The following is a 19,488-nucleotide window of genomic DNA, read 5'->3' on the forward strand; positions in this document are numbered from 1 at the left end:
ATTAATATGTTCAAGCCTTTTTTATGTGTTATAAACTTTGTTTTACCTTCTGCTACGACGATTCTGACGAGCTGAAGTAGGCTGACCATATTGTTGTTTTGGCATTACTGCTTTTTTCATCTGCTGCTTCATCATTTTAATTTGATCTGCAAGCATATCTCGTTTATCTAATTTTTCAGCTTCAGCCAATAATTTTTGAGCTTCTGGCTTTCTACGCTTTGAAAATGCAATACCTGCTAAGTTTAATTTAGCCATTGCTAAATCATGATCCATAGATAATCCTAAGCTAATCGCTTTTTTAAAGTAACCTTCGGCTTCATTCATATTAGTTTGAGAAACCATAATGCCATTTAAATAATTTAAATAGCCTTGTTGTTTTTTTACTAAAGCGCCTTCAGGGTTTTTAATTTTGTCTAACCATTTTTTTGCTCCTGCAAAATCTTGCTTTCTTAGCCTTAAAAAAGCGAGTAAAATCATTTCATTTTTAAAGTAAAGGAATATGAAAATGGTAGAAAGTAAGATGTACATAATACCATTACCAATATATCCTTCAGTGAATTGATATATCGCATAAGCAATAATTAATGCGAAAATGGCTAATTTTATATTTTTATTAAACATGTTTCTGTGTGTTTTTTGAGAGCGCAAAGATAATAAAAACAACGCGTTTAAAATCTAAGAATTGATATTGACTTACATTTTTATCTATAATTTAAATGAAAACGGTTTAAATTTAAGGTGTTTCCAAGGTTTATATAGTATACTATAAATAAAGTAATCAACCAATCAAGGTGAATTTACAGTGATTTTGTAAGAAATTGAAAAGTCAATATAAAATCATTAGAAAAAAAATCTTTTGCTATTTGCTAAAGTAAAAACTTGTTGTATATTTGCACGCAGTTTTGAGATAGCTCTCAACTCATATCGACATTAACACGAATATTAGTTTTTAAAAATATAAGACATGCCAAAAAGAACGTTTCAACCGTCAAAAAGAAAGAGAAGAAACAAACACGGTTTCAGAGAAAGAATGGCTTCTGTTAACGGAAGAAAAGTTTTAGCACGTAGAAGAGCTAAAGGAAGAAAAAAATTGTCTGTTTCAACTGAATCTAGACATAAAAAATAATGATTAACAATTGTTAATATATTAAAGGCGTTACTTAGGTGTAACGCCTTTTTTTATATCCTATTGTTAACTATTTTTGCACAGCTAAAAAAATAAAGATTTATATAAAACACTAAATATATTATTCTCATGCCAAAAAATAACAACTTAAAATCTATTTTACTTATTGGTTCAGGTCCTATTGTGATTGGGCAAGCCTGTGAATTTGATTATTCAGGTTCTCAAGCTTTACGTTCACTTAGAGAAGACGGAATTGAAACGATTTTAATCAATTCTAATCCTGCAACAATCATGACAGATCCAACAATGGCAGATCATGTGTATTTGTTACCATTGACTACAAAATCGTTAATTCAGATTTTAAAAGAACATCCTCAGATTGATGCTGTATTACCAACAATGGGAGGGCAAACAGCTTTAAATCTGTGTATTGAAGCAGATGAAAAAGGTATTTGGGAAGATTTTGGAGTAGATATTATAGGTGTAGATATTGATGCTATTAATATAACAGAAGACAGAGAAAAATTTAGAGAATTAATGTTGAAAATTGGTGTTGGCATGGCACCTCAAGCAACAGCAACTTCTTTTCTTAAAGGAAAAGAAATAGCACAAGAGTTTGGTTTTCCATTAGTGATTAGAGCATCTTATACTTTAGGTGGTGAAGGCGCATCTTTTGTTTTTAAAGAAGACGAATTCGACAAGAAATTAACGCATGGTTTAGAGGTATCTCCAATTCATGAAGTTATGATAGATAAAGCTTTAATCGGCTGGAAAGAATATGAGCTAGAATTATTAAGAGATAAAAATGATAATGTTGTTATTATCTGTACCATTGAGAATATGGATCCTATGGGAATTCATACGGGTGATTCTATAACATTAGCGCCAGCAATGACTTTGTCAGACAAGACCTTTCAGAAAATGAGAGATATGGCAATTCATATGATGCGTAGTATTGGTGATTTTGCTGGTGGATGTAATGTACAATTTGCTGTAAGTCCGGATGATGAAGAGGAAATTATTGCTATTGAAATTAACCCTAGAGTATCACGTTCGTCAGCATTAGCAAGTAAAGCAACAGGTTATCCTATTGCAAAAATTGCGGCTAAATTAGCAATTGGCTATAATTTAGATGAATTAGATAATCAGATTACAAAATCAACTTCGGCTTTATTTGAGCCTACTTTAGATTACGTAGTCGTTAAGATTCCACGTTGGAATTTTGATAAATTTGAAGGTTCAGACAGAACTTTAGGTTTACAGATGAAAGCCGTTGGTGAAGTAATGTCAATAGGTCGTTCGTTCCAAGAAGCTTTACACAAAGCAACACAGTCTTTAGAAATAAAGAGAAATGGATTAGGTGCAGACGGAAAAGGTTATACGGATTATGATACCATTATTGAAAAACTAACTTACGCAAGTTGGGACAGGGTATTTGTAATTTATGATGCTATTGCTATCGGAATTCCTTTAAATCGTATTCACGAAATCACAAAAATTGATATGTGGTTTTTAAAGCAATATGAAGAGTTATTTCAACTTCAAAAAGAGATTTCTACGTTTAAAATTGAAAACATTGAACGCGAATTATTGTTAGAAGCGAAGCAAAAAGGATATGGAGACAGACAAATAGCTCACATGTTGGGTTGTTTAGAAAGCCAAGTTTATAATAAGAGAAAAGAACTAAACATCAACCGTGTATTTAAATTGGTAGATACTTGTGCCGCAGAATTTAAAGCACAAACACCATATTACTATTCAACTTTTGAAAGTGAAGTAGAAACAGCTGAAGGTGAAGTTTACGTGCAAAACGAAAGTATAGTAAGTGATAAAAAGAAAATTATCGTTTTAGGCTCTGGACCAAACCGTATTGGTCAAGGTATTGAGTTTGATTATTGTTGTGTGCATGGTGTTTTGGCAGCTGCAGAATGTGGTTATGAAACGATTATGATAAACTGTAATCCAGAAACGGTATCTACCGATTTTGATATTGCAGATAAACTTTATTTTGAACCTGTATTCTGGGAGCATATCTACGATATCATTCAGCATGAAAAACCAGAAGGTGTTATTGTTCAGTTAGGAGGACAAACAGCATTAAAACTTGCCGAGAAGTTAGAAAAATGGGGAGTTAAGATTATGGGAACAAGCTTTAAATCATTAGATTTAGCTGAAGATAGAGGAAGTTTTTCAAACATTTTAAAACAACATAATATTCCTTACCCTGAGTTTGATGTTGCAGAATCTGCAGATGAAGCTTTAGCGATTGCAGATGTTTTAGACTTTCCGATTTTAGTAAGACCTTCTTATGTACTTGGTGGTCAAGGAATGAAAATTGTAATTAATAAGCAAGAGTTAGAATCTCATGTTATTGATTTATTAAAGTCTATTCCTGGTAATAAATTATTGTTAGATCATTACTTAGATGGTGCAATAGAAGCAGAGGCAGATGCAATTTGTGATGCAGATGGTAATGTCTATATTATCGGAATAATGGAACATATTGAGCCGTGTGGTATTCACTCTGGCGATAGTAATGCAACGTTGCCACCATTTAACTTAGGTGAATTGGTAATGCAGCAAATAAAAGATCATACACATACTATTGCAAGAGCTTTAAATACGGTTGGGTTAATTAATATTCAGTTCGCTATAAAAGATGAATTGGTATACATTATTGAAGCCAATCCAAGAGCATCTCGAACAGTACCATTTATAGCAAAAGCGTATAAAGAACCTTACGTAAACTATGCAACTAAAGTAATGTTAGGTGAGAAAAAAGTAACGGATTTTAACTTTAAACCACAATTAGAAGGTTATGCTATTAAGCAACCTGTGTTCTCATTTAATAAATTTCCTAATGTAAATAAACAATTAGGACCAGAAATGAAAAGTACAGGAGAGAGCATTTTGTTTATTGATAGTTTAAAGGACGATCAGTTTTATGATCTTTATGCTAGAAGAAAAATGTATTTGAGTAAATAATTGGCACAGTTTTCGATGAATGGTAAGTAGAATTAATTAATATTTACTAACTTAGTTTTAAGAATACCCAAATTATATGAAAAAAATATTACTCGGACTTATAACAATATTCACTTTTAGCACTGTGTTTGCGCATGGTTCAGCACATCTGTTTGATGATGCAAGCTTTGATGAAGATGTTGTTTCTATCTATGATTTAGATACAAATTTGAATGGATTTCAAGACGATACTTTTAAGATTTCGCCTAATCCTTCAAAAAACAAGTTAAATATTAAATTACCAAAAGCATCAGAAAACATGACGCTTGAAGTATTTGATGTGCTTGGAAAACGCATTCATAAAAGTACCATTACCCAATTATCAGCATCAGTAGATGTCTCTAATTGGAAAACAGGAGTATATCTTGTAAAGGTCTCAACTGAAAATGAGTCGCAGACTAAACGATTTATTAAGCAATAAAAGTTTTAAAAACACATGAGAAAGCTGTTTCAGAAATGAAGCAGCTTTTTTTATTTAAAATCAATTTTAACGCGATAATCTTTAAGTTGTTCTAAATGATCTTCTACGTTTTTATAAAGTTGCTGTAAATCCTTACTTCTTTTAATATCGCTATCACGTCGTATTATAGATTTAATAAAACGCTTAGCAGATAATTTATTTGTTAATATTAATCCAGGTACAGTTATTTTATTTCCCTCTTCATCTACAGCAACCATAATAAAGTAAGACGAATTGCAATGTTTCGTTTCTCCTGTTCTAATATTCTCAGATTCTACTCTTATACCAACAACCATAGATGATTTACCGACATAATTTACAGAAGCTTTCATAGTCACTAATTCTCCAACTTCAATAGGGTTTAGAAAGTTGACTTTATTTACCGATGCTGTAACACAATAACTACGAGAATGTTTTGATGCACAAGCAAATGCAACATTGTCCATTAAACTCAAAATATAACCACCATGAATTTTGCCTCCAAAATTAGCATGAGCTGGTTTCATTAATTCTGAAATCTGTATTCTAGAATCTTCAGTGGTTTTAAACATAATTTTTGAGTTTTAAGTATAGCAAGTTATATATGCCATACAATTATAGTGAAATGATTATTCTAGTTCGGCATCAGTTGCACGTTTAATAAAACTTTCAGGTAATGCTTTTTTTGCTTTGGCACCCAATTTTTTTATTCTTTCAACACGAGAAATGAGATTACCATTGCCACTCACTAATTTATTCATTGCTGCAGAATAATCACTCTTAGCAGCATCTATTTTTTTACCAACACCAGTTAAATCACTCACCAAACCTTCAAACTTATCGTAAAGTGCACCAGCTTGTTTTGCAATTTCTAAAGCATTTTGTTGTTGCTTTTCATTGTTCCACATACTATCAATGGTACGTAAAGTTGCTAAAAGGGTAGAAGGTGTAACGATAACTATATTCTGTTCAAAAGCCTTATTGTATAAGGTGTTATCTTCATTAATTGCTACTGCAAAAGCAGGTTCAATTGGAATAAACATCAACACAAAATCAGGAGATTCAATATCATATAAATCTTGGTAGTTTTTTGCAGATAATTGATCGACATGTCTTTTTATAGAGTTAACATGCGCTTTTAAATACAGCGCTCTATCATCATCGTCTGCATTAACCATGCGTTCATAATCTGTTAGTGACACTTTAGAATCTATAATCATTTTTTTAGAATCTGGAAGATGTAATACCACATCTGGCATAACACGAGAGCCATCCTCACGCTGAAAATTTTGCTGAACAAAATACTCTCTATCTTTTTCTAGTCCAGATTTTTCTAACACACGCTCTAAAACTAATTCGCCCCAATTACCTTGCATTTTACTATCACCTTTTAAAGCTCTAGTTAGGTTTGTCGCTTCTTTACTCATTTGCAAGTTAAGGTCTTTAAGGCCTAATAATTGCTCTTTTAAAGCAGAGTGCATGCTAATACTTTCCTTTTGGGTGTCATCTACTTTTTTCTCAAAAAGTTGAATTTTTTCCTGTAATGGATTTAAGATGTTTTTAATATTCTCCTTATTTTGAAGTGTAAATTTTTCAGACTTTTCATCTAATATTTTAGAAGCCATCAATTCAAAATCTTTACGTAGCTGAATTTGTTGCTCTGCCATAGCTTCATCTCGTTTGAGATTTTGCTGCTGTAAGTTTTCAAATTCTGTATTTCTTCGAGATAATTCAGTGCTTAAAAAATCCTTTTCTTTTCTGATGTTTTCACGTTCAATTTCAATTTTAGAAATACTTTCTTTTAATTCATTTAACGACTGATTGAAATACTGATCTTGTTTTTGATTTTCAGTTTCGGAAAATTGCTTGAATTCATTAAACTGTTGTTGCAGATTTGCGTTACGCTCTTCTAAGGTACTTTTGTCACTTTTACTTTTTAATTGCGAAAATTTAAGTCCAATAAAAGCTCCAATTCCTGTGGAAATGAAAATAACAAGGATGAGAATTATAGTGTCGTTCATGTTTAAAATAGAAATTTCTCAAAGATACATTTTTCACTTGAAGATTGTAGCGAAAACTTAAATCTTGATGTGAGTAAAATATTTTAAAACTGACAAAAATTTAAAAATTCTAATATTTAAAAATCTAATAAGAACAAGCAGCAATTGATAGTCAAGTTTAGGTAAAAACTTTAAAAATCTCTTTAGCTATAACTGTCAACTCTTAACTTACTTTGCTATATTTGATGCTTCAAAAAAACCAAACAAAATGGCACTTTCACCTCTTAATGCAATTTCACCAATTGATGGTAGATACCGATCTAAAGTAGAAAAATTAAAAGATTATTTTTCTGAAGAAGCACTGATTAGATATCGTGTTTTGGTAGAGATTGAATATTTTATTGCGTTATGTGAAATACCATTACCACAATTAGAGTCGGTTTCTAGTTCTATTTTTGAAGACTTAAGAGCGATATACAAAAACTTTAATACTGAAGATGCAACAGCGATTAAGGACATTGAAAAAGTGACCAATCACGATGTAAAAGCGGTTGAATACTTTATTAAAGAGAAATTTGATGCTTTAGGGCTTTCAGCTTATAAGGAGTTTATCCATTTTGGCTTAACTTCTCAAGATATTAATAATACAGCAATTCCTTTAAGTATTAAGGATGCTATGAATGATGTTTATGTTCCTGAATATACAGCATTATTAGAAAAAATAGAAGGTTTAGCAAAAGATTGGGCACATATCCCAATGTTAGCGAGAACACATGGTCAGCCAGCATCTCCAACCCGTTTAGGAAAAGAAATAGACGTGTTTGCTGTAAGATTAAAGGAGCAATTTAATTTATTGAATGATGTACCAAGTGCTGCAAAATTTGGTGGTGCAACGGGTAATTTTAATGCTCATAAAGTGGCTTATCCAAATATCGATTGGAAGGCTTTTGGAACTAAATTTGTTCAAGAAAAATTAGGCTTACATCATTCTTTTCCAACCACACAAATAGAACACTACGATCACGTAGCTGCTTTGTTTGATGGGCTAAAACGCATTAATACTATTATCATTGACTTGGATAGAGACATTTGGACTTATGTATCCATGGATTACTTTAAACAGAAAATTAAGAAGGGTGAAGTAGGTAGTTCTGCAATGCCACATAAAGTAAACCCTATTGATTTTGAAAATAGTGAAGGAAACTTAGGTATAGCAAACGCTATTTTTGAGCATTTGTCTGCAAAATTGCCACTTTCAAGATTACAACGTGATTTAACAGATAGTACAGTTTTAAGAAATGTTGGTGTACCGTTTGGACATACCATTATTGGTTTTAAGTCTACAATGAAAGGTTTAGGTAAATTATTATTAAATGAGCCTAAGTTTGCGCAAGACCTTGAAAACAATTGGGCTGTGGTTGCAGAAGCCATTCAGACCATTTTAAGGCGAGAAAGTTATCCAAATCCTTATGAAGCTTTAAAAGGATTAACGAGAACTAATGAGGCAATTACACAAAGTTCTATTTCAAATTTTATTGATACCTTAGACGTTTCGGATGCTATTAAGTCTGAACTAAAGGTGATTACTCCAAGTAATTATACTGGCATTTAAAATATTGAAACTGTGAAACTAATACCAACGACCAAAGACGCCATTGCACTAACTTGTGTGACTTTATTAGCATTGGGTTTGTTTGTTTCGGGTTTATTTGATGTTCTTGATTATGTTATTGTAAAAGGAATGTTGTTTATAGGTTTCGGTGGCTTATTTGTTGCTGCTATAATCATTGCGTTTAAAAACGAAGCTAAAAAAAATCGTCCTGAAGACGAGCCTCAAGACGATTCACATTAACATTTAAATAACGATCAGTTTATTTAAATTTCTTTACTCGATAAATCGAGGTTTAAGTTTTATTCTTTGTTTTTCTACTTGAAAAAGTCGGTTAAACCATTAAGATCAGTATCTTCAAATTTCGCATTTTCTAATACAGAACTTAAAGACATTAACTTAGACGCATTCATATCATCACCTAAAATTCTGGCAATCATAAAGCCTTTATTATTGGCACTTCCAAAAATGATGAGTTCATCGATATTTTCAATATCACCTAAAAACTTAACAACGAATTTTCCATCTGTTGAGTTTCCTCCACGTATGAGTTCTTCGTATTTAGGATCTTTTAATATGGTTTTTACTTTTTCTAATTCTAGTTTATAATCTTCTGCATCTGTATCTTCTTTCATAAATGTGAGTACATTTAATTTGTCTACAGAACTGTAAGCTTCTTTTTGTTCTTCAGTAAGGTTTATATTATCAACATTAACAAAACTTGTTGGCACATCAAACGAAGCAAAACCAGGCTTTAATTCGTTATCTACATAATAGGTTTGCAATGTTGGCCCTTGGTTGCAGCTTGTAAAAGCGGCAACCAAAAACAACACTACTATTGATTTTTTGATTGATTGTATCATGGTTCTAGTTTTTCTTGTCTCCAGCTTTCTTTAACTGCTCACCACCTGGAATATCCATTTGATTTGTAATTTTAGATACTTGTCTTAGATCGATATCACCAGTTAATGTCATTACTACAGTTTCAAACTCACGTTTTTTACCATTAATTTCTATGTTTTGGTCTTTTGTCATTTCCTTTAGACCTGTAATAAACATTAATAATTCTTTAACGTGGTTTTCGTCTTTACCTTCTTTTACGTAAAACTTAACGGTTTGGTCACCATCTTTCATACGCATCAATTCTTCTAAATCCGAAGTTTTTAAATATTTAGCTACTGTAGCAGTCATATCAGCAGATATTTTTGCGTTATCAGTTGTAAATACTTTAAAGCCTGTAATCTTACTAGCCATTTCAGCGTATTCTTTGGTTTCTGGGTCGTCCATGTCAATGCCCATTGTGGCTAACATTTTAAACATTTTGCCATTAAGAATAACTGATGCTACTCCTTCTTGGTCTTCAAATTTATCAAATACACTTTGACTAAATCCGTTTACCGACATTAGCATTACTGCTACTATTACTATTATTTTTTTCATAATTTCTTGTTTTAATTTTTGTTTTAAATTTTTCTTTTTTTTTTAATTCTTTAATAATTTGTTTGTTGATTTATTAAACTCTGTAATGTGATTGGCTTTTTCAAGTCCAGCATTAAAATTATCTGAAGCTAATTCTATGACTTTAAAACTTGAGGCTCCATCATTTAAATTACTTGAAAGCATAGCCAAAGCTTGTTTTGCTTCCAAATACATTTCTTGTTCTTCTGGCGTATAATCCGCTAGAGTTTTTGGTCCACTATTCCAATTCGGAATAAAAAAACCAAGCATTAAAAGCGTTACAGCTGCGACAGAAATCCATTGATACAGTTTTGTTTTCTTAGTGTTTAAAGGAACGTCTTTGGTGTACTGCTCTTGTTTTGATTGTGAAAAGTATTGAAACATTGGTTTGTAATGTTCTAAATGTGGTGCTACATCATCACTTAAGAAATAGGCCTTTAATTGCGCTTCTTCTTTTAGTGTAGTCTCCGCATTGTTATACTTTTCTATTAAATTTTCTATATTATTTAATACCATATCCATGTGTATTAGTTAATTTTTCTCTTATTGTTTTTCGTGCTCTAGATAAATTGACTCTTATCGCAGTTTCCGTCATGTCTAGCATTTTAGCTATTTCTGCGAAATCATATTCTTCAATATCTCTTAGTTGCACTATTATTTTTTGTTGTTCCGGTAGGTCTTCCATTATTTTAGAAACCCAATCCACACTATCTTTTGCTTCAACTTGTTTTTGTAATGACGAACTGTTATCCGTATAATTACTATGAACAATTTTTAAATTCTGTGCTTGTTTCGATTTTAATCGATCTAAACAAAAATTCTTTGTCATGGTCATTGAAAACGCTTCTACATTTTTATAGTCTTCAATCTTTTTGTTATTCTTCCACAATTTCAGCAGTATTTCTTGTGTAGCATCTTCAGCTTCTTCTCTAGAAACGAGTAATCGTTTTGCTAAACGAAACACTTTATCCTTAAAAGGCATCACAATATTTACAAAATCTGCCTGCTTCATTACTTTTTTTTGGTTGGTTGGTAAAGTTGATTATTATTCGCCTTCATTATTACGACGAGTCACTTTATCTTTTGTTACAAACATTTTGTATTTTTTACAATATTGTAAGTAAATTTATAGTTTTACTACTGAATGTGAAACATTGCTATATATAAAAGAACACTATTACCATGAGAAAAATAAAAATTTTACTACTTACATGCCTTGTAGGTTTTTCATTTACAGGCTGTTTTGATGATTTGGATGATAATATAATTCCTGCTTCTACATTAGAAATCAATGATTTTGTTTGGAAAGGAATGAATTTTGTTTATTTGTATAAACCTGAAGTTGTAGCTTTAGCAGATGATAATTTTGCTTCTAGTACAGAGTACCAAGAGTATTTAAATGGATTTGAAAGTCCAGAAGCCTTATTTGAATCTTTAAAGTATGATTCTGAAAATGTAGATAGATTTAGTAGAATTACAGATAACTATTATGAATTACAGAATTCTTTAGGCGGCACGTCCTTAAGTACAGGAGTAGAATTTAATTTTTATTATGTACCAGGCAGTAGTTCTGAGATTTTTGGCGCCATAACGTTGGTTTTAAATAATAGCGTTGCAGATAATTTAGGTTTAGAGCGTGGACAAATATTTAGAGGAGTCAATGGAGAATCATTAACTGTTGAGAGTATTAATGATTTAGGTGACGCTATTTACCAAGATTCTTATACTTTAAATTTTGCAGATTATGATAATAATGGTACTGTAGAGGCAGAAGATGATACTGTGGTTTTAAATGGTGAAAGCGCAAATTTAAGTAAAATGACATATACTGAAAACCCAGTGCATAAAACTGAGGTGTTAAATGTAAGCGGAACTAAAATTGGCTATTTAATGTATAATGGTTTTACATTTAATTTTAATGACGAACTTAATAATGCTTTTGGTGAATTTAGTGCTGCTGGTGTTACTGAATTGGTGATTGATTTAAGATATAATGGAGGAGGTTCTGTACAAACTGCTGCATATTTAGGCAGTATGGTCACAGGTCAGTTTACAGGTGAAGTGTATTCAAAAACTTTTCATAATGAAAACTTACAGAGTTTAGATACCAATTATCTCTTTACCAATTCTATTAATGGTGGTGGTACTATTAACAGTCTCAATTTATCTAGAGTTTATGTGTTAACTACCAATAGAAGAACAGCATCTGCCAGTGAACTTGTTATAAACAGTCTAAAACCATATATAGATGTTGTTGTTATTGGTGAAAACACTGTTGGGAAAACACAAGCTTCTCAAACGATATACGATTCTCCAGGTTTATTTACAGATGAAGATGTAAATTTAAGTCATACGTACGCTATGCAACCTTTAATTGCAAATTCTACCAATTTGAATGATCAGTTAGTTCCTGGGACAGGTTTAATTCCTGATATTGCTATTTCTGAAACGCCAAGTACATTCGGAATTTTAGGTGATATTAACGAACCTTTGTTAGCTGCTGCTCTTGCAAATATGAATTTTGCAGATCGCTCATTTAATGCGGTAAACGAAGGGGATAAGCTAAGAGATGTGAAACATTATATTTCACCTTTAGAGCAAGATATGTATATAGACTAATTGTATGTGTAATATTTGAATTAAAAAAGCCGCTTTTTTCAAGATGAAAAAAGCGGCTTTTTATATGTATCTAAAATACTATTAATTGAAATATATTTTTGAAGCACCTACAGCAACGCTAAACGTATTTGTTTCAGTTCCTGAAGCTAAATCATAAACTAATAAAGTACTATTTGCTGAAAAGCCTCCAGCATCTGTAACAAATAATTGATTATCGTTAACAGATAAACCATAAGCATTGCTTGCAGTAGTATTAAATAACGACGTTGTTGGTAAACTCGTAGCATTATCTACTAAACTATATACTTCATTGTTTAAAATATAATAAGCTATACCATCTTCATAAGTCATTAGGCTTGGGTGCTCACCCGATGGAAATTCTAAATTAGAAATTATAGAATTGTCACTTAAATTAATTCTTGTTATTGCAGCATCTGTTATAACAGCTGGTGTTAACCAATATTGGTTTGCACCAGAACTTAAAACTAATAAATCTCCAGATTCATCTATAAACATTTCATCTGGCACATCATTAACTGTTATGGTTTCTAGTGAGTTATCTGATGTGTCAATTACAGAAATTACATTATTCACATTATAACCACCTTTATGAGATACATAAAGCTTATCTGACTCCTCTAAAATTTGTTCAGGACCTTCAGATACAGGAATTGTAGAGATTACTGTATTAGAAGTTAAATCAATAACAGCAATATAATCATCTGTAGTGTCATTAGGATCTCCCCAATCAGATACATAAGCTGTATTATCTTCAAAAGCAATATATCTAGGTAATGATAAGCCTGTTGAAATAGTAGTTAATTTTTCAAAAGTATAACGATTAACTACTTTAATTGTGCCATCTTGGACTACGATATACGCTTTATCAGCATTAAAACCTATAGATTGTAAATATCCACCTGTAGTTTCATTATTTGCATTAAAATAAATTTGATTTTCTGATGTCATTAAATCCTCAGAAATAAATGATACTGAGCTTGGTAACGAAAACGACCCTTCTCCACTAACTATTATTCCATCTTCATAAGCACCTAAAGGCTCAGATGTTGTTCCATCATCATCGCTAGAACATGACACGATTAATAACGACATTGCAAAAATTGATAAAATGATTTTTTTCATTGTAATTGGTTTAAAATTTATATTGAATTTGAAAATTAAAATTACGATCTGGCATTGGTCTAAACGCCACGTTCTCGTATGCTGTATTAAATAGATTATTAACTTTTAGGCTTACATCTATTTGTTGTGATTTTGTTTTTAATAGTTGATAATTACATCCAAAATTGGTTAACTGATAAGCATCTACACTGTCAAAAGGTCCTGATAAGTTATCTGGAGTTATATAAACTTCTCCTGTATATAAATGCTGAACAAATACTGATATACGTTTATAGGCATAAGCCAAATTGATATTTGCTTTATGGTAAGGCACATATATGAGTTGATTATTTGTTTCTAAATCTTCTGAAACTGTATAGGCGTAATTAGATTGTAATGAAAACTGATGCGCATTGATGCGCTTTGTAATATCTAAGCTCGCTTCAATGCCATAATTTTGTGTTTTATCAACGTTATCAGGACTCCAAAAGCCAGAATCGTTAGGTAGCCATTGTATAAGATATGTGGTGTTTATGTAAAATGCATTAAGCTTAAGTTTAGTATTTTTATATGTTATTTCTTGGCCTAAATCTACTTGATAAGAGGTTTCTGGAACCAAATCTAAATTACCTCCTTGTTGCCAATACAAATCGTTAAATGTTGGGACACGGTAATTTTTAGAACCATTTAATTTTAGTTTATAAGCATCTGAAACGTTATAAGCTACGTCAAAAGAAAATAACAATGGACTATCAAAACTAGAATTTACATCTTGCCGTAAGTTGAAACCATAATACCATTTAGGTGATGGAGTATACAGTAATAAAGCTGTTGTAGAAAATTCTTTTCGGGTAGGATCGTCAAAACTACTTCCGCTGCCTTCGTAATAATTATAAGATACTATAGGCTTAAATTTTAAATGCTTTATTAAATCTATATCTGCAGTATAATTGATGAGGTAAGTGTTTACTTTTCCAAACGTATAATTATCAGTGTTTTTGTTTCCAAAATATTTAAAATGTTCTTGTAAGTGTACTACTTTTAATTTTGAATTTGCTTTTTTACCTAAATGAGACCATTCTAACATGGTTCTGAAATTTTGGTCTTCATATTTAGCTAAAGATTGAGTAGATACGGTGCCAGAAAACTCACGTTCACCAATAAAGGATTGATGATAAAGTTTTAGTACATTCTTCTCAGATAGAATATAGCCTAAATTGGCATTGATACTTCCATTTGTAAATGCACCATTCTCATTGCGTTCATCTGTATTTAGATATTTGTAATCGTTTTCAGAATCTATATAGTTTAATCCTATACTAAGAGAAAGCTTTTCATTACCAAAAGAAGATAAATAGCTTACATTTTTAGTGTCATAGCTTCCATAAGACAATGTTGCGGTATTCTCAAAATGAGATGTAAAAGTTAAGGTATTATTTAAATGAATACTACCACCAACAGCACCACTACCATATTGTACAGATCCTCCACCAGATCGGATAATAATACTTTTAAAGTTAGTAGTGTTTATAGTATTAAAATCAGTTTGACCTGTAAGTTGAGAATTAATGTTTATGCCGTTCCAAATTACAGCAGTTTGAGAAGCGTTAGTTCCTCTAAATGAAGGTGAGGAGACCATACCATAACCGTTTTCTTTAAAGTATAGATTAGAGTTAAAGCGAAGTATATCTGTAAATGAGCTACTGTTTTTTTTAAGTAAAGAATCATTTAGAACCTTTAATTTAAAGCCACTTGCATAGCGTTTTAACTTTACGTCGCTAAGCACAACTTCATCTAATCGCTGAATAGAATCAGTGGCTCTTTGCGCTTTAGTTACGCTAAAAAAAAACAGAAATAAAAATAAGAGTATTACACGTATCATTATTAAATCACTTTTATCCCGAAAGTTTGACTTTATGGTTTTGAAATAGGCAGGTCTCCTGACTCGTTTTTTGTTACATAACCTTCCCAAGATGTCATTGCTTAGTTGACTTTTGCGTCAACTGTGGCAATCTCTCAGTGGTTTGAAGTATGTAACAACTCTTAAGAGATGCTGAAATAATTACAGCATAAAACTTACAGTTGCGGGAACAGTTCTGGTCTTGATAATAATATCTCACCAGATTCCCTTTTAATCTAATCGGTTAACAATTAGAACCTAATTTCGCGGCAAAAATAGACTTTTAATTATAGCTGATACCTGATTTTTATCACTTTTTTTTATTCATTTTATACAGTAGATAAATAAAGCCAATTAAAAAATGAGCAATAATAATTCCTGCAACAATATATAATGTTAAATTTGAATCGCCTCTCATGGTAGTATTTTTATCAAAATTAATGATATAACCTCAATTAAAAGTTACAAAAGTTACAGATGAAATTTACTTATATTTTCTTATTATTAGCAGTATCCTTTATGAGTTGTAAAAACGATAAAGGCATTGTGAAATCACTTCCAGAAGTAGAAGAACACGATAACTCATTAAAATATGCGGAAGGTTTTAAAATTACAGCATTCAATGATCGTAAAACATTAGAGATTAAAAAGGCTTGGCCAAAAGCCGATAAGAAATATACTTATTTATTACTAACAAAAGAACAAGCTTCTAAAATCACATTTAATGCAGCGGATTATGATGGAGTAATAATTACACCAGTATCAAAAGTAGTTGTGACATCTACAACACATATTCCTGCTTTAGAATTATTAAATGAAGAAAGCTCCTTAATAGGATTTCCAGGAACAGATTACGTGTCTTCAGAAAAAACTAGACAACTTATAGATAATGGTAAAATAAGAGAACTAGGAAAAAATGAAGGCATTAATACCGAAGTCCTTTTAGAATTAAACCCAGATGTTGTGGTCGGTTTTGGTGTAGATGGTGTAAACAAGACTTTTGAAGTGGTTAAAAAAGCAGGTGTTCCTGTAATTTATAATGGCGATTGGGTAGAAAGTTCAGCTTTGGCAAAAGCAGAATGGATTAAGTTCTTTGGTGTACTTTATAATAAAGAAAAAGAAGCAGATTCTATATTTAATAACATTGAAAAAGAATATTTAGCAGCTAAAGACATTGCGAAAAAAGCAAAAAGTAATCCAACTGTTTTAAGTGGAGCCATGCATAAAGACGTATGGTATTTGCCAAATGGATCTAGTGCAGAAGCACAATTTTTAAAAGATGCTAATGTCAATTATTTATGGAGTGAAACTACCGGAAATGGTAGTTTAGCTTTAAGTTTTGAAGTGGTTTTAGATAAGGCCAAAGATGCAGAATTTTGGTTGAGTCCTTCGTATTATGGTAGTATGGAACAATTAGAAAAAGCGAATGCGCTTTACTCTAATTTTAAAGCTTTCAAGACCAAAAACATCTATACATTTGCAAATAAAACAGGTGCCTCAGGAGGTGTGTTGTATTACGAATTAGGAACAGCAAGACCAGATTTAGTGCTAAAAGATTTAATAAAAATTACGCATCCGGAATTATTAGTTGATTATGAGCCTTATTTTTTCAATAAATTAGAATAATTCATAGTATTCAGAAAGTCGAAACCTGTTGATAGTTTTGATACTATGATCATAAATAAAATGCTTAGTTCTTCAAAATATTTAAATACAATTTGAAAACCAACCACACATATCCTTTTCTAATCTTAACAGTCATTTTACTGTTTTGTTTTGTGCTAAACATTAGCTTGGGTTCGGTTAGTATTCCGTTTTCTGAAGTTTTAGGTAGTCTTTTTGGTTCTGTTGATAATGAAACTTGGCAAGTTATCATTACAAAAGTAAGATTGCCAAAGGCAATTACTGCTATTATGGTGGGTTCTGGTTTGGGTATATCTGGTCTATTAATGCAAACGTTATTTAAAAACCCTTTAGCAGGTCCTTTTGTTTTGGGTATAAGCTCTGGAGCAAGTTTAGGAGTCGCTATTGTTATTTTGGGTTCTGGTCTGTTTGGAGGTTTATTTGCAACCGTTTTAATATCTAAATGGAGTATTGTAATTGCAGCAAGTTTGGGAAGTTTTTTAGTGCTTTTAGCCGTTTTGGCGGTTTCAAGTAGAGTTAGAGATACTATGGCAATTCTTATAATAGGTCTAATGTTTGGAAGCATTACTGCTGCTATTGTGAGCGTATTGTCTTACTTCAGTTCTGCAGAACAATTACAGCAATATATTTTTTGGGGATTTGGAAGTTTAAGCAATTTATCTTGGGAAGAATTGTTGATTTTCTTTGGTATTTATAGTGTAGGAATCATCCTCAGTATTTTTTCTGTTAAAGGCTTGAATGCTTTGTTGTTAGGGGACAATTACGCAAAAAGCCTTGGTTTATCTTTGAAGTCTAGCAGATTCGTTATTATCTTCGCCACAAGTTTAATTGCAGGAACTATAACCGCTTTTGCTGGCCCTATAGCATTTATCGGTTTAGCAATTCCGCATTTAACTCGGCAAATATTTAAAACCACAAATCATAAAATATTATTGCCTGCTGTATTTTTATTTGGTGCTATTGTAATGCTAATTTGCGATAGTATCGCGCAAGTCCCTTCGAGTGATTATATGTTGCCAATTAATGCAATAACGGCTTTAGTTGGTGCTCCGGTAGTGATTTGGTTACTAGTAAGACAGCGGAAAATGATGTTTTGAATTTTTTTTAAAACATGACTTTAGAAACCCTTAATTTCTGGAAGATCAGCGCTGTTAAAAATCTTTTTATTGTATGCACCTTTTTATTATTAGGTTGCAAATCTTACAAAACGACTACAGAACTTGAATCTACTTTTAATAAACATGAAATAAAAGACTTACAGACCATTAGAACTTTTTTTATAAAAGATATCTTAAGTCTTAATGATGATAATTTTAATAAAGAGTTTAGACATAGAATCGTTAGCCTAGAGGCTGAAGGTTTTAAGTCTGTAGTACCAAAAAAAATAGATAAATTGTTTAGTTCTGTTTCAAAATCTACCTTTGATGAAATTTGGGAAACAAAAACGCAACAGAGAAGTAGAAATAGTGATGATACTTACCAATATTATGCTCCTAAAAAAAATGGAAAATATCAAGAATTTTTAAGCCTAACTACAAAGCATAACTCAATGGTTAGTAAATACTATAACAACATTTTAAAGACTGAAGATTTTAGTCATTCATCAATGTTAAATTACATTTCAGATAACACCTTGGATTTCGATTTAAATAATACTAATGTTCAAATTGTAATGGCTATTCATTATATTTCAATCTGTAATGAAAATAATATTACCAATCAATTAATAAATTAGTGACTACACATAAGCACAATATTGTTAAAGTAACGGATCTTTCTATTGGTTATAAAACCAAAAAGGTTGACACTGTTGTGGCTTCAAATATAAATTTCCAATTAGAAAAAGGACAACTTATCGGTTTAGTTGGTGCTAATGGTATAGGGAAATCTACATTATTACGTACTTTAATTAAAGTGCAATCTGCTTTAAATGGCAATATTTCTATTAATGGAAGTGATTTAAATTCAACCTCTACCTTAGAGCTAGCCAAACAATTAAGTATTGTATTAACAGAACCTTTAATTTCTAAAAACTTGTCGGTTTTAGAGCTGGTATCATTAGGAAGACATCCATATACGAATTGGATAGGGAATTTATCTGAAGCAGATATATCTGCGGTAAATAAAGCTTTAGAACTTGTTAATATTTTAAACTTATCAGAAAAAAAGTGTTACGAGCTAAGTGATGGCCAGCTACAAAAAGTAATGATAGCACGTGCTTTAGCCCAAGATACAGCAATCATTGTTTTAGACGAGCCAACGTCACATCTCGATATGTATCACAAAGCTTACATTTTAAAACTACTTCAAAAGTTAACAAAAGAAACGGGAAAAACTATCTTGTTTTCATCTCACGAAATTGATTTAGCCATTCAGTTATGTGATACCATGATTGTAATGCAAAAAGATACTGTAGTTTGCGATCAGCCATGTAACTTAATAGCTAAAGGTGTTTTTAATTCGCTTTTTCCTAAAGATTTAATTGCTTTTGATGATAAAACAGGAAGTTTTAGAGTTGCAAAGTAACTGACTGTTGGTAATAGTTTT

At 31.4% G+C, this 19,488-nt stretch carries 19 protein-coding genes and 1 riboswitch; of the genes, 10 read left to right on the plus strand and 9 right to left on the minus strand.

Going from position 1 to position 19,488, the window contains the following annotated elements:
• Nucleotides 1-42 precede the first annotated feature (42 nt).
• Nucleotides 43-621 (minus strand): DUF2892 domain-containing protein, encoded by a 579-nt coding sequence (locus tag ACJJVO_RS02430; protein ID WP_405570008.1) that lies wholly within the window; start codon nucleotides 619-621, stop codon nucleotides 43-45.
• Between the two features lie 343 nt (nucleotides 622-964).
• Here ACJJVO_RS02430 and rpmH point away from each other — a divergent pair, with 343 nt between their 5' ends.
• The 3 genes from rpmH to ACJJVO_RS02445 all read left to right on the plus strand — a co-directional run bounded on the left by rpmH (nucleotide 965) and on the right by ACJJVO_RS02445 (nucleotide 4,571).
• A complete protein-coding gene (gene rpmH, locus ACJJVO_RS02435; RefSeq protein ID WP_115818167.1) occupies nucleotides 965-1,126 on the plus strand; it encodes a 50S ribosomal protein L34 in 162 nt (53 codons plus the stop codon).
• Between the two features lie 129 nt (nucleotides 1,127-1,255).
• Nucleotides 1,256-4,111: a carbamoyl-phosphate synthase large subunit gene (gene carB, locus ACJJVO_RS02440; protein ID WP_405570009.1), complete on the plus strand. Its 2,856-nt coding sequence runs from the start codon at nucleotides 1,256-1,258 to the stop codon at nucleotides 4,109-4,111.
• Nucleotides 4,112-4,187: 76 nt separating this feature from the next.
• Nucleotides 4,188-4,571 carry a T9SS type A sorting domain-containing protein gene (locus tag ACJJVO_RS02445; RefSeq protein WP_405570012.1) on the plus strand — a complete coding sequence of 128 codons (384 nt, stop codon included), beginning with the start codon at nucleotides 4,188-4,190 and terminating at the stop codon, nucleotides 4,569-4,571.
• Between the two features lie 50 nt (nucleotides 4,572-4,621).
• Here ACJJVO_RS02445 and ACJJVO_RS02450 read toward each other — a convergent pair whose 3' ends face one another.
• Together ACJJVO_RS02450 and rmuC are read right to left on the minus strand one after the other, a co-directional pair.
• Nucleotides 4,622-5,161 carry an acyl-CoA thioesterase gene (locus tag ACJJVO_RS02450; RefSeq protein WP_405570015.1) on the minus strand — a complete coding sequence of 180 codons (540 nt, stop codon included), beginning with the start codon at nucleotides 5,159-5,161 and terminating at the stop codon, nucleotides 4,622-4,624.
• Between the two features lie 57 nt (nucleotides 5,162-5,218).
• Nucleotides 5,219-6,610 (minus strand): DNA recombination protein RmuC, encoded by a 1,392-nt coding sequence (rmuC, locus tag ACJJVO_RS02455; protein ID WP_405570016.1) that lies wholly within the window; start codon nucleotides 6,608-6,610, stop codon nucleotides 5,219-5,221.
• Nucleotides 6,611-6,857: 247 nt separating this feature from the next.
• On the opposite strand from rmuC, the gene purB reads away from it, so the two are divergent.
• Entirely contained in the window at nucleotides 6,858-8,201 is a 1,344-nt protein-coding gene (gene purB / locus ACJJVO_RS02460) for an adenylosuccinate lyase (protein ID WP_405570018.1), read from the plus strand.
• A 12-nt stretch (nucleotides 8,202-8,213) separates the two neighbouring features.
• Nucleotides 8,214-8,441, plus strand: a complete 228-nt coding sequence (locus ACJJVO_RS02465; protein ID WP_405570021.1) for a hypothetical protein — start codon at nucleotides 8,214-8,216, stop codon at nucleotides 8,439-8,441.
• 74 nt (nucleotides 8,442-8,515) lie between these two features.
• Here ACJJVO_RS02465 and ACJJVO_RS02470 read toward each other — a convergent pair whose 3' ends face one another.
• Genes ACJJVO_RS02470 through ACJJVO_RS02485 form a run of 4 tightly spaced genes read right to left on the minus strand, consistent with a single transcriptional unit; the run spans nucleotide 8,516 to nucleotide 10,668 of the window.
• On the minus strand, nucleotides 8,516-9,061 hold the full coding sequence (locus tag ACJJVO_RS02470; protein ID WP_405570024.1) for a DUF4252 domain-containing protein: 546 nt from the start codon (nucleotides 9,059-9,061) through the stop codon (nucleotides 8,516-8,518).
• A 4-nt stretch (nucleotides 9,062-9,065) separates the two neighbouring features.
• On the minus strand, nucleotides 9,066-9,638 hold the full coding sequence (locus ACJJVO_RS02475; RefSeq protein WP_405570027.1) for a DUF4252 domain-containing protein: 573 nt from the start codon (nucleotides 9,636-9,638) through the stop codon (nucleotides 9,066-9,068).
• 42 nt (nucleotides 9,639-9,680) lie between these two features.
• Complete coding sequence (locus tag ACJJVO_RS02480) at nucleotides 9,681-10,178, minus strand: hypothetical protein (RefSeq protein ID WP_405570030.1); 498 nt, start codon at nucleotides 10,176-10,178, stop codon at nucleotides 9,681-9,683.
• Nucleotides 10,159-10,668 carry an RNA polymerase sigma factor gene (locus ACJJVO_RS02485; RefSeq protein WP_405570031.1) on the minus strand — a complete coding sequence of 170 codons (510 nt, stop codon included), beginning with the start codon at nucleotides 10,666-10,668 and terminating at the stop codon, nucleotides 10,159-10,161. Before ACJJVO_RS02485 ends, ACJJVO_RS02480 begins: the two co-directional genes overlap by 20 nt.
• 170 nt (nucleotides 10,669-10,838) lie before the next feature.
• Here ACJJVO_RS02485 and ACJJVO_RS02490 point away from each other — a divergent pair, with 170 nt between their 5' ends.
• Nucleotides 10,839-12,275, plus strand: coding sequence for a S41 family peptidase (locus ACJJVO_RS02490; RefSeq protein ID WP_405570034.1), 1,437 nt, complete (start codon nucleotides 10,839-10,841; stop codon nucleotides 12,273-12,275).
• Nucleotides 12,276-12,356: 81 nt separating this feature from the next.
• Here the strand turns inward: ACJJVO_RS02490 and ACJJVO_RS02495 are convergent, their stop codons facing one another.
• Nucleotides 12,357-13,418, minus strand: a complete 1,062-nt coding sequence (locus ACJJVO_RS02495; protein WP_405570037.1) for a YncE family protein — start codon at nucleotides 13,416-13,418, stop codon at nucleotides 12,357-12,359.
• Between the two features lie 10 nt (nucleotides 13,419-13,428).
• Nucleotides 13,429-15,279 carry a TonB-dependent receptor plug domain-containing protein gene (locus ACJJVO_RS02500; protein WP_405570038.1) on the minus strand — a complete coding sequence of 617 codons (1,851 nt, stop codon included), beginning with the start codon at nucleotides 15,277-15,279 and terminating at the stop codon, nucleotides 13,429-13,431.
• Nucleotides 15,280-15,309: 30 nt separating this feature from the next.
• Nucleotides 15,310-15,574, minus strand: a riboswitch (cobalamin riboswitch).
• Nucleotides 15,575-15,774: 200 nt separating this feature from the next.
• Between ACJJVO_RS02500 and ACJJVO_RS02505 the strand changes: the two genes are divergently transcribed.
• The 4 genes from ACJJVO_RS02505 to ACJJVO_RS02520 all read left to right on the plus strand — a co-directional run bounded on the left by ACJJVO_RS02505 (nucleotide 15,775) and on the right by ACJJVO_RS02520 (nucleotide 19,467).
• Entirely contained in the window at nucleotides 15,775-16,923 is a 1,149-nt protein-coding gene (locus ACJJVO_RS02505; RefSeq protein WP_405570041.1) for an ABC transporter substrate-binding protein, read from the plus strand.
• A 92-nt stretch (nucleotides 16,924-17,015) separates the two neighbouring features.
• Nucleotides 17,016-18,038, plus strand: coding sequence for a FecCD family ABC transporter permease (locus tag ACJJVO_RS02510; RefSeq protein ID WP_405570042.1), 1,023 nt, complete (start codon nucleotides 17,016-17,018; stop codon nucleotides 18,036-18,038).
• 14 nt (nucleotides 18,039-18,052) lie between these two features.
• Nucleotides 18,053-18,676: a hypothetical protein gene (locus ACJJVO_RS02515; protein WP_405570044.1), complete on the plus strand. Its 624-nt coding sequence runs from the start codon at nucleotides 18,053-18,055 to the stop codon at nucleotides 18,674-18,676.
• Nucleotides 18,676-19,467, plus strand: a complete 792-nt coding sequence (locus tag ACJJVO_RS02520; protein WP_405570046.1) for an ABC transporter ATP-binding protein — start codon at nucleotides 18,676-18,678, stop codon at nucleotides 19,465-19,467. Before ACJJVO_RS02515 ends, ACJJVO_RS02520 begins: the two co-directional genes overlap by 1 nt.
• Nucleotides 19,468-19,488 lie beyond the last annotated feature (21 nt).

The organism is Winogradskyella sp. Asnod2-B02-A (assembly GCF_045063645.1).
Classification (GTDB): Bacteria; Bacteroidota; Bacteroidia; order Flavobacteriales; family Flavobacteriaceae; genus Winogradskyella.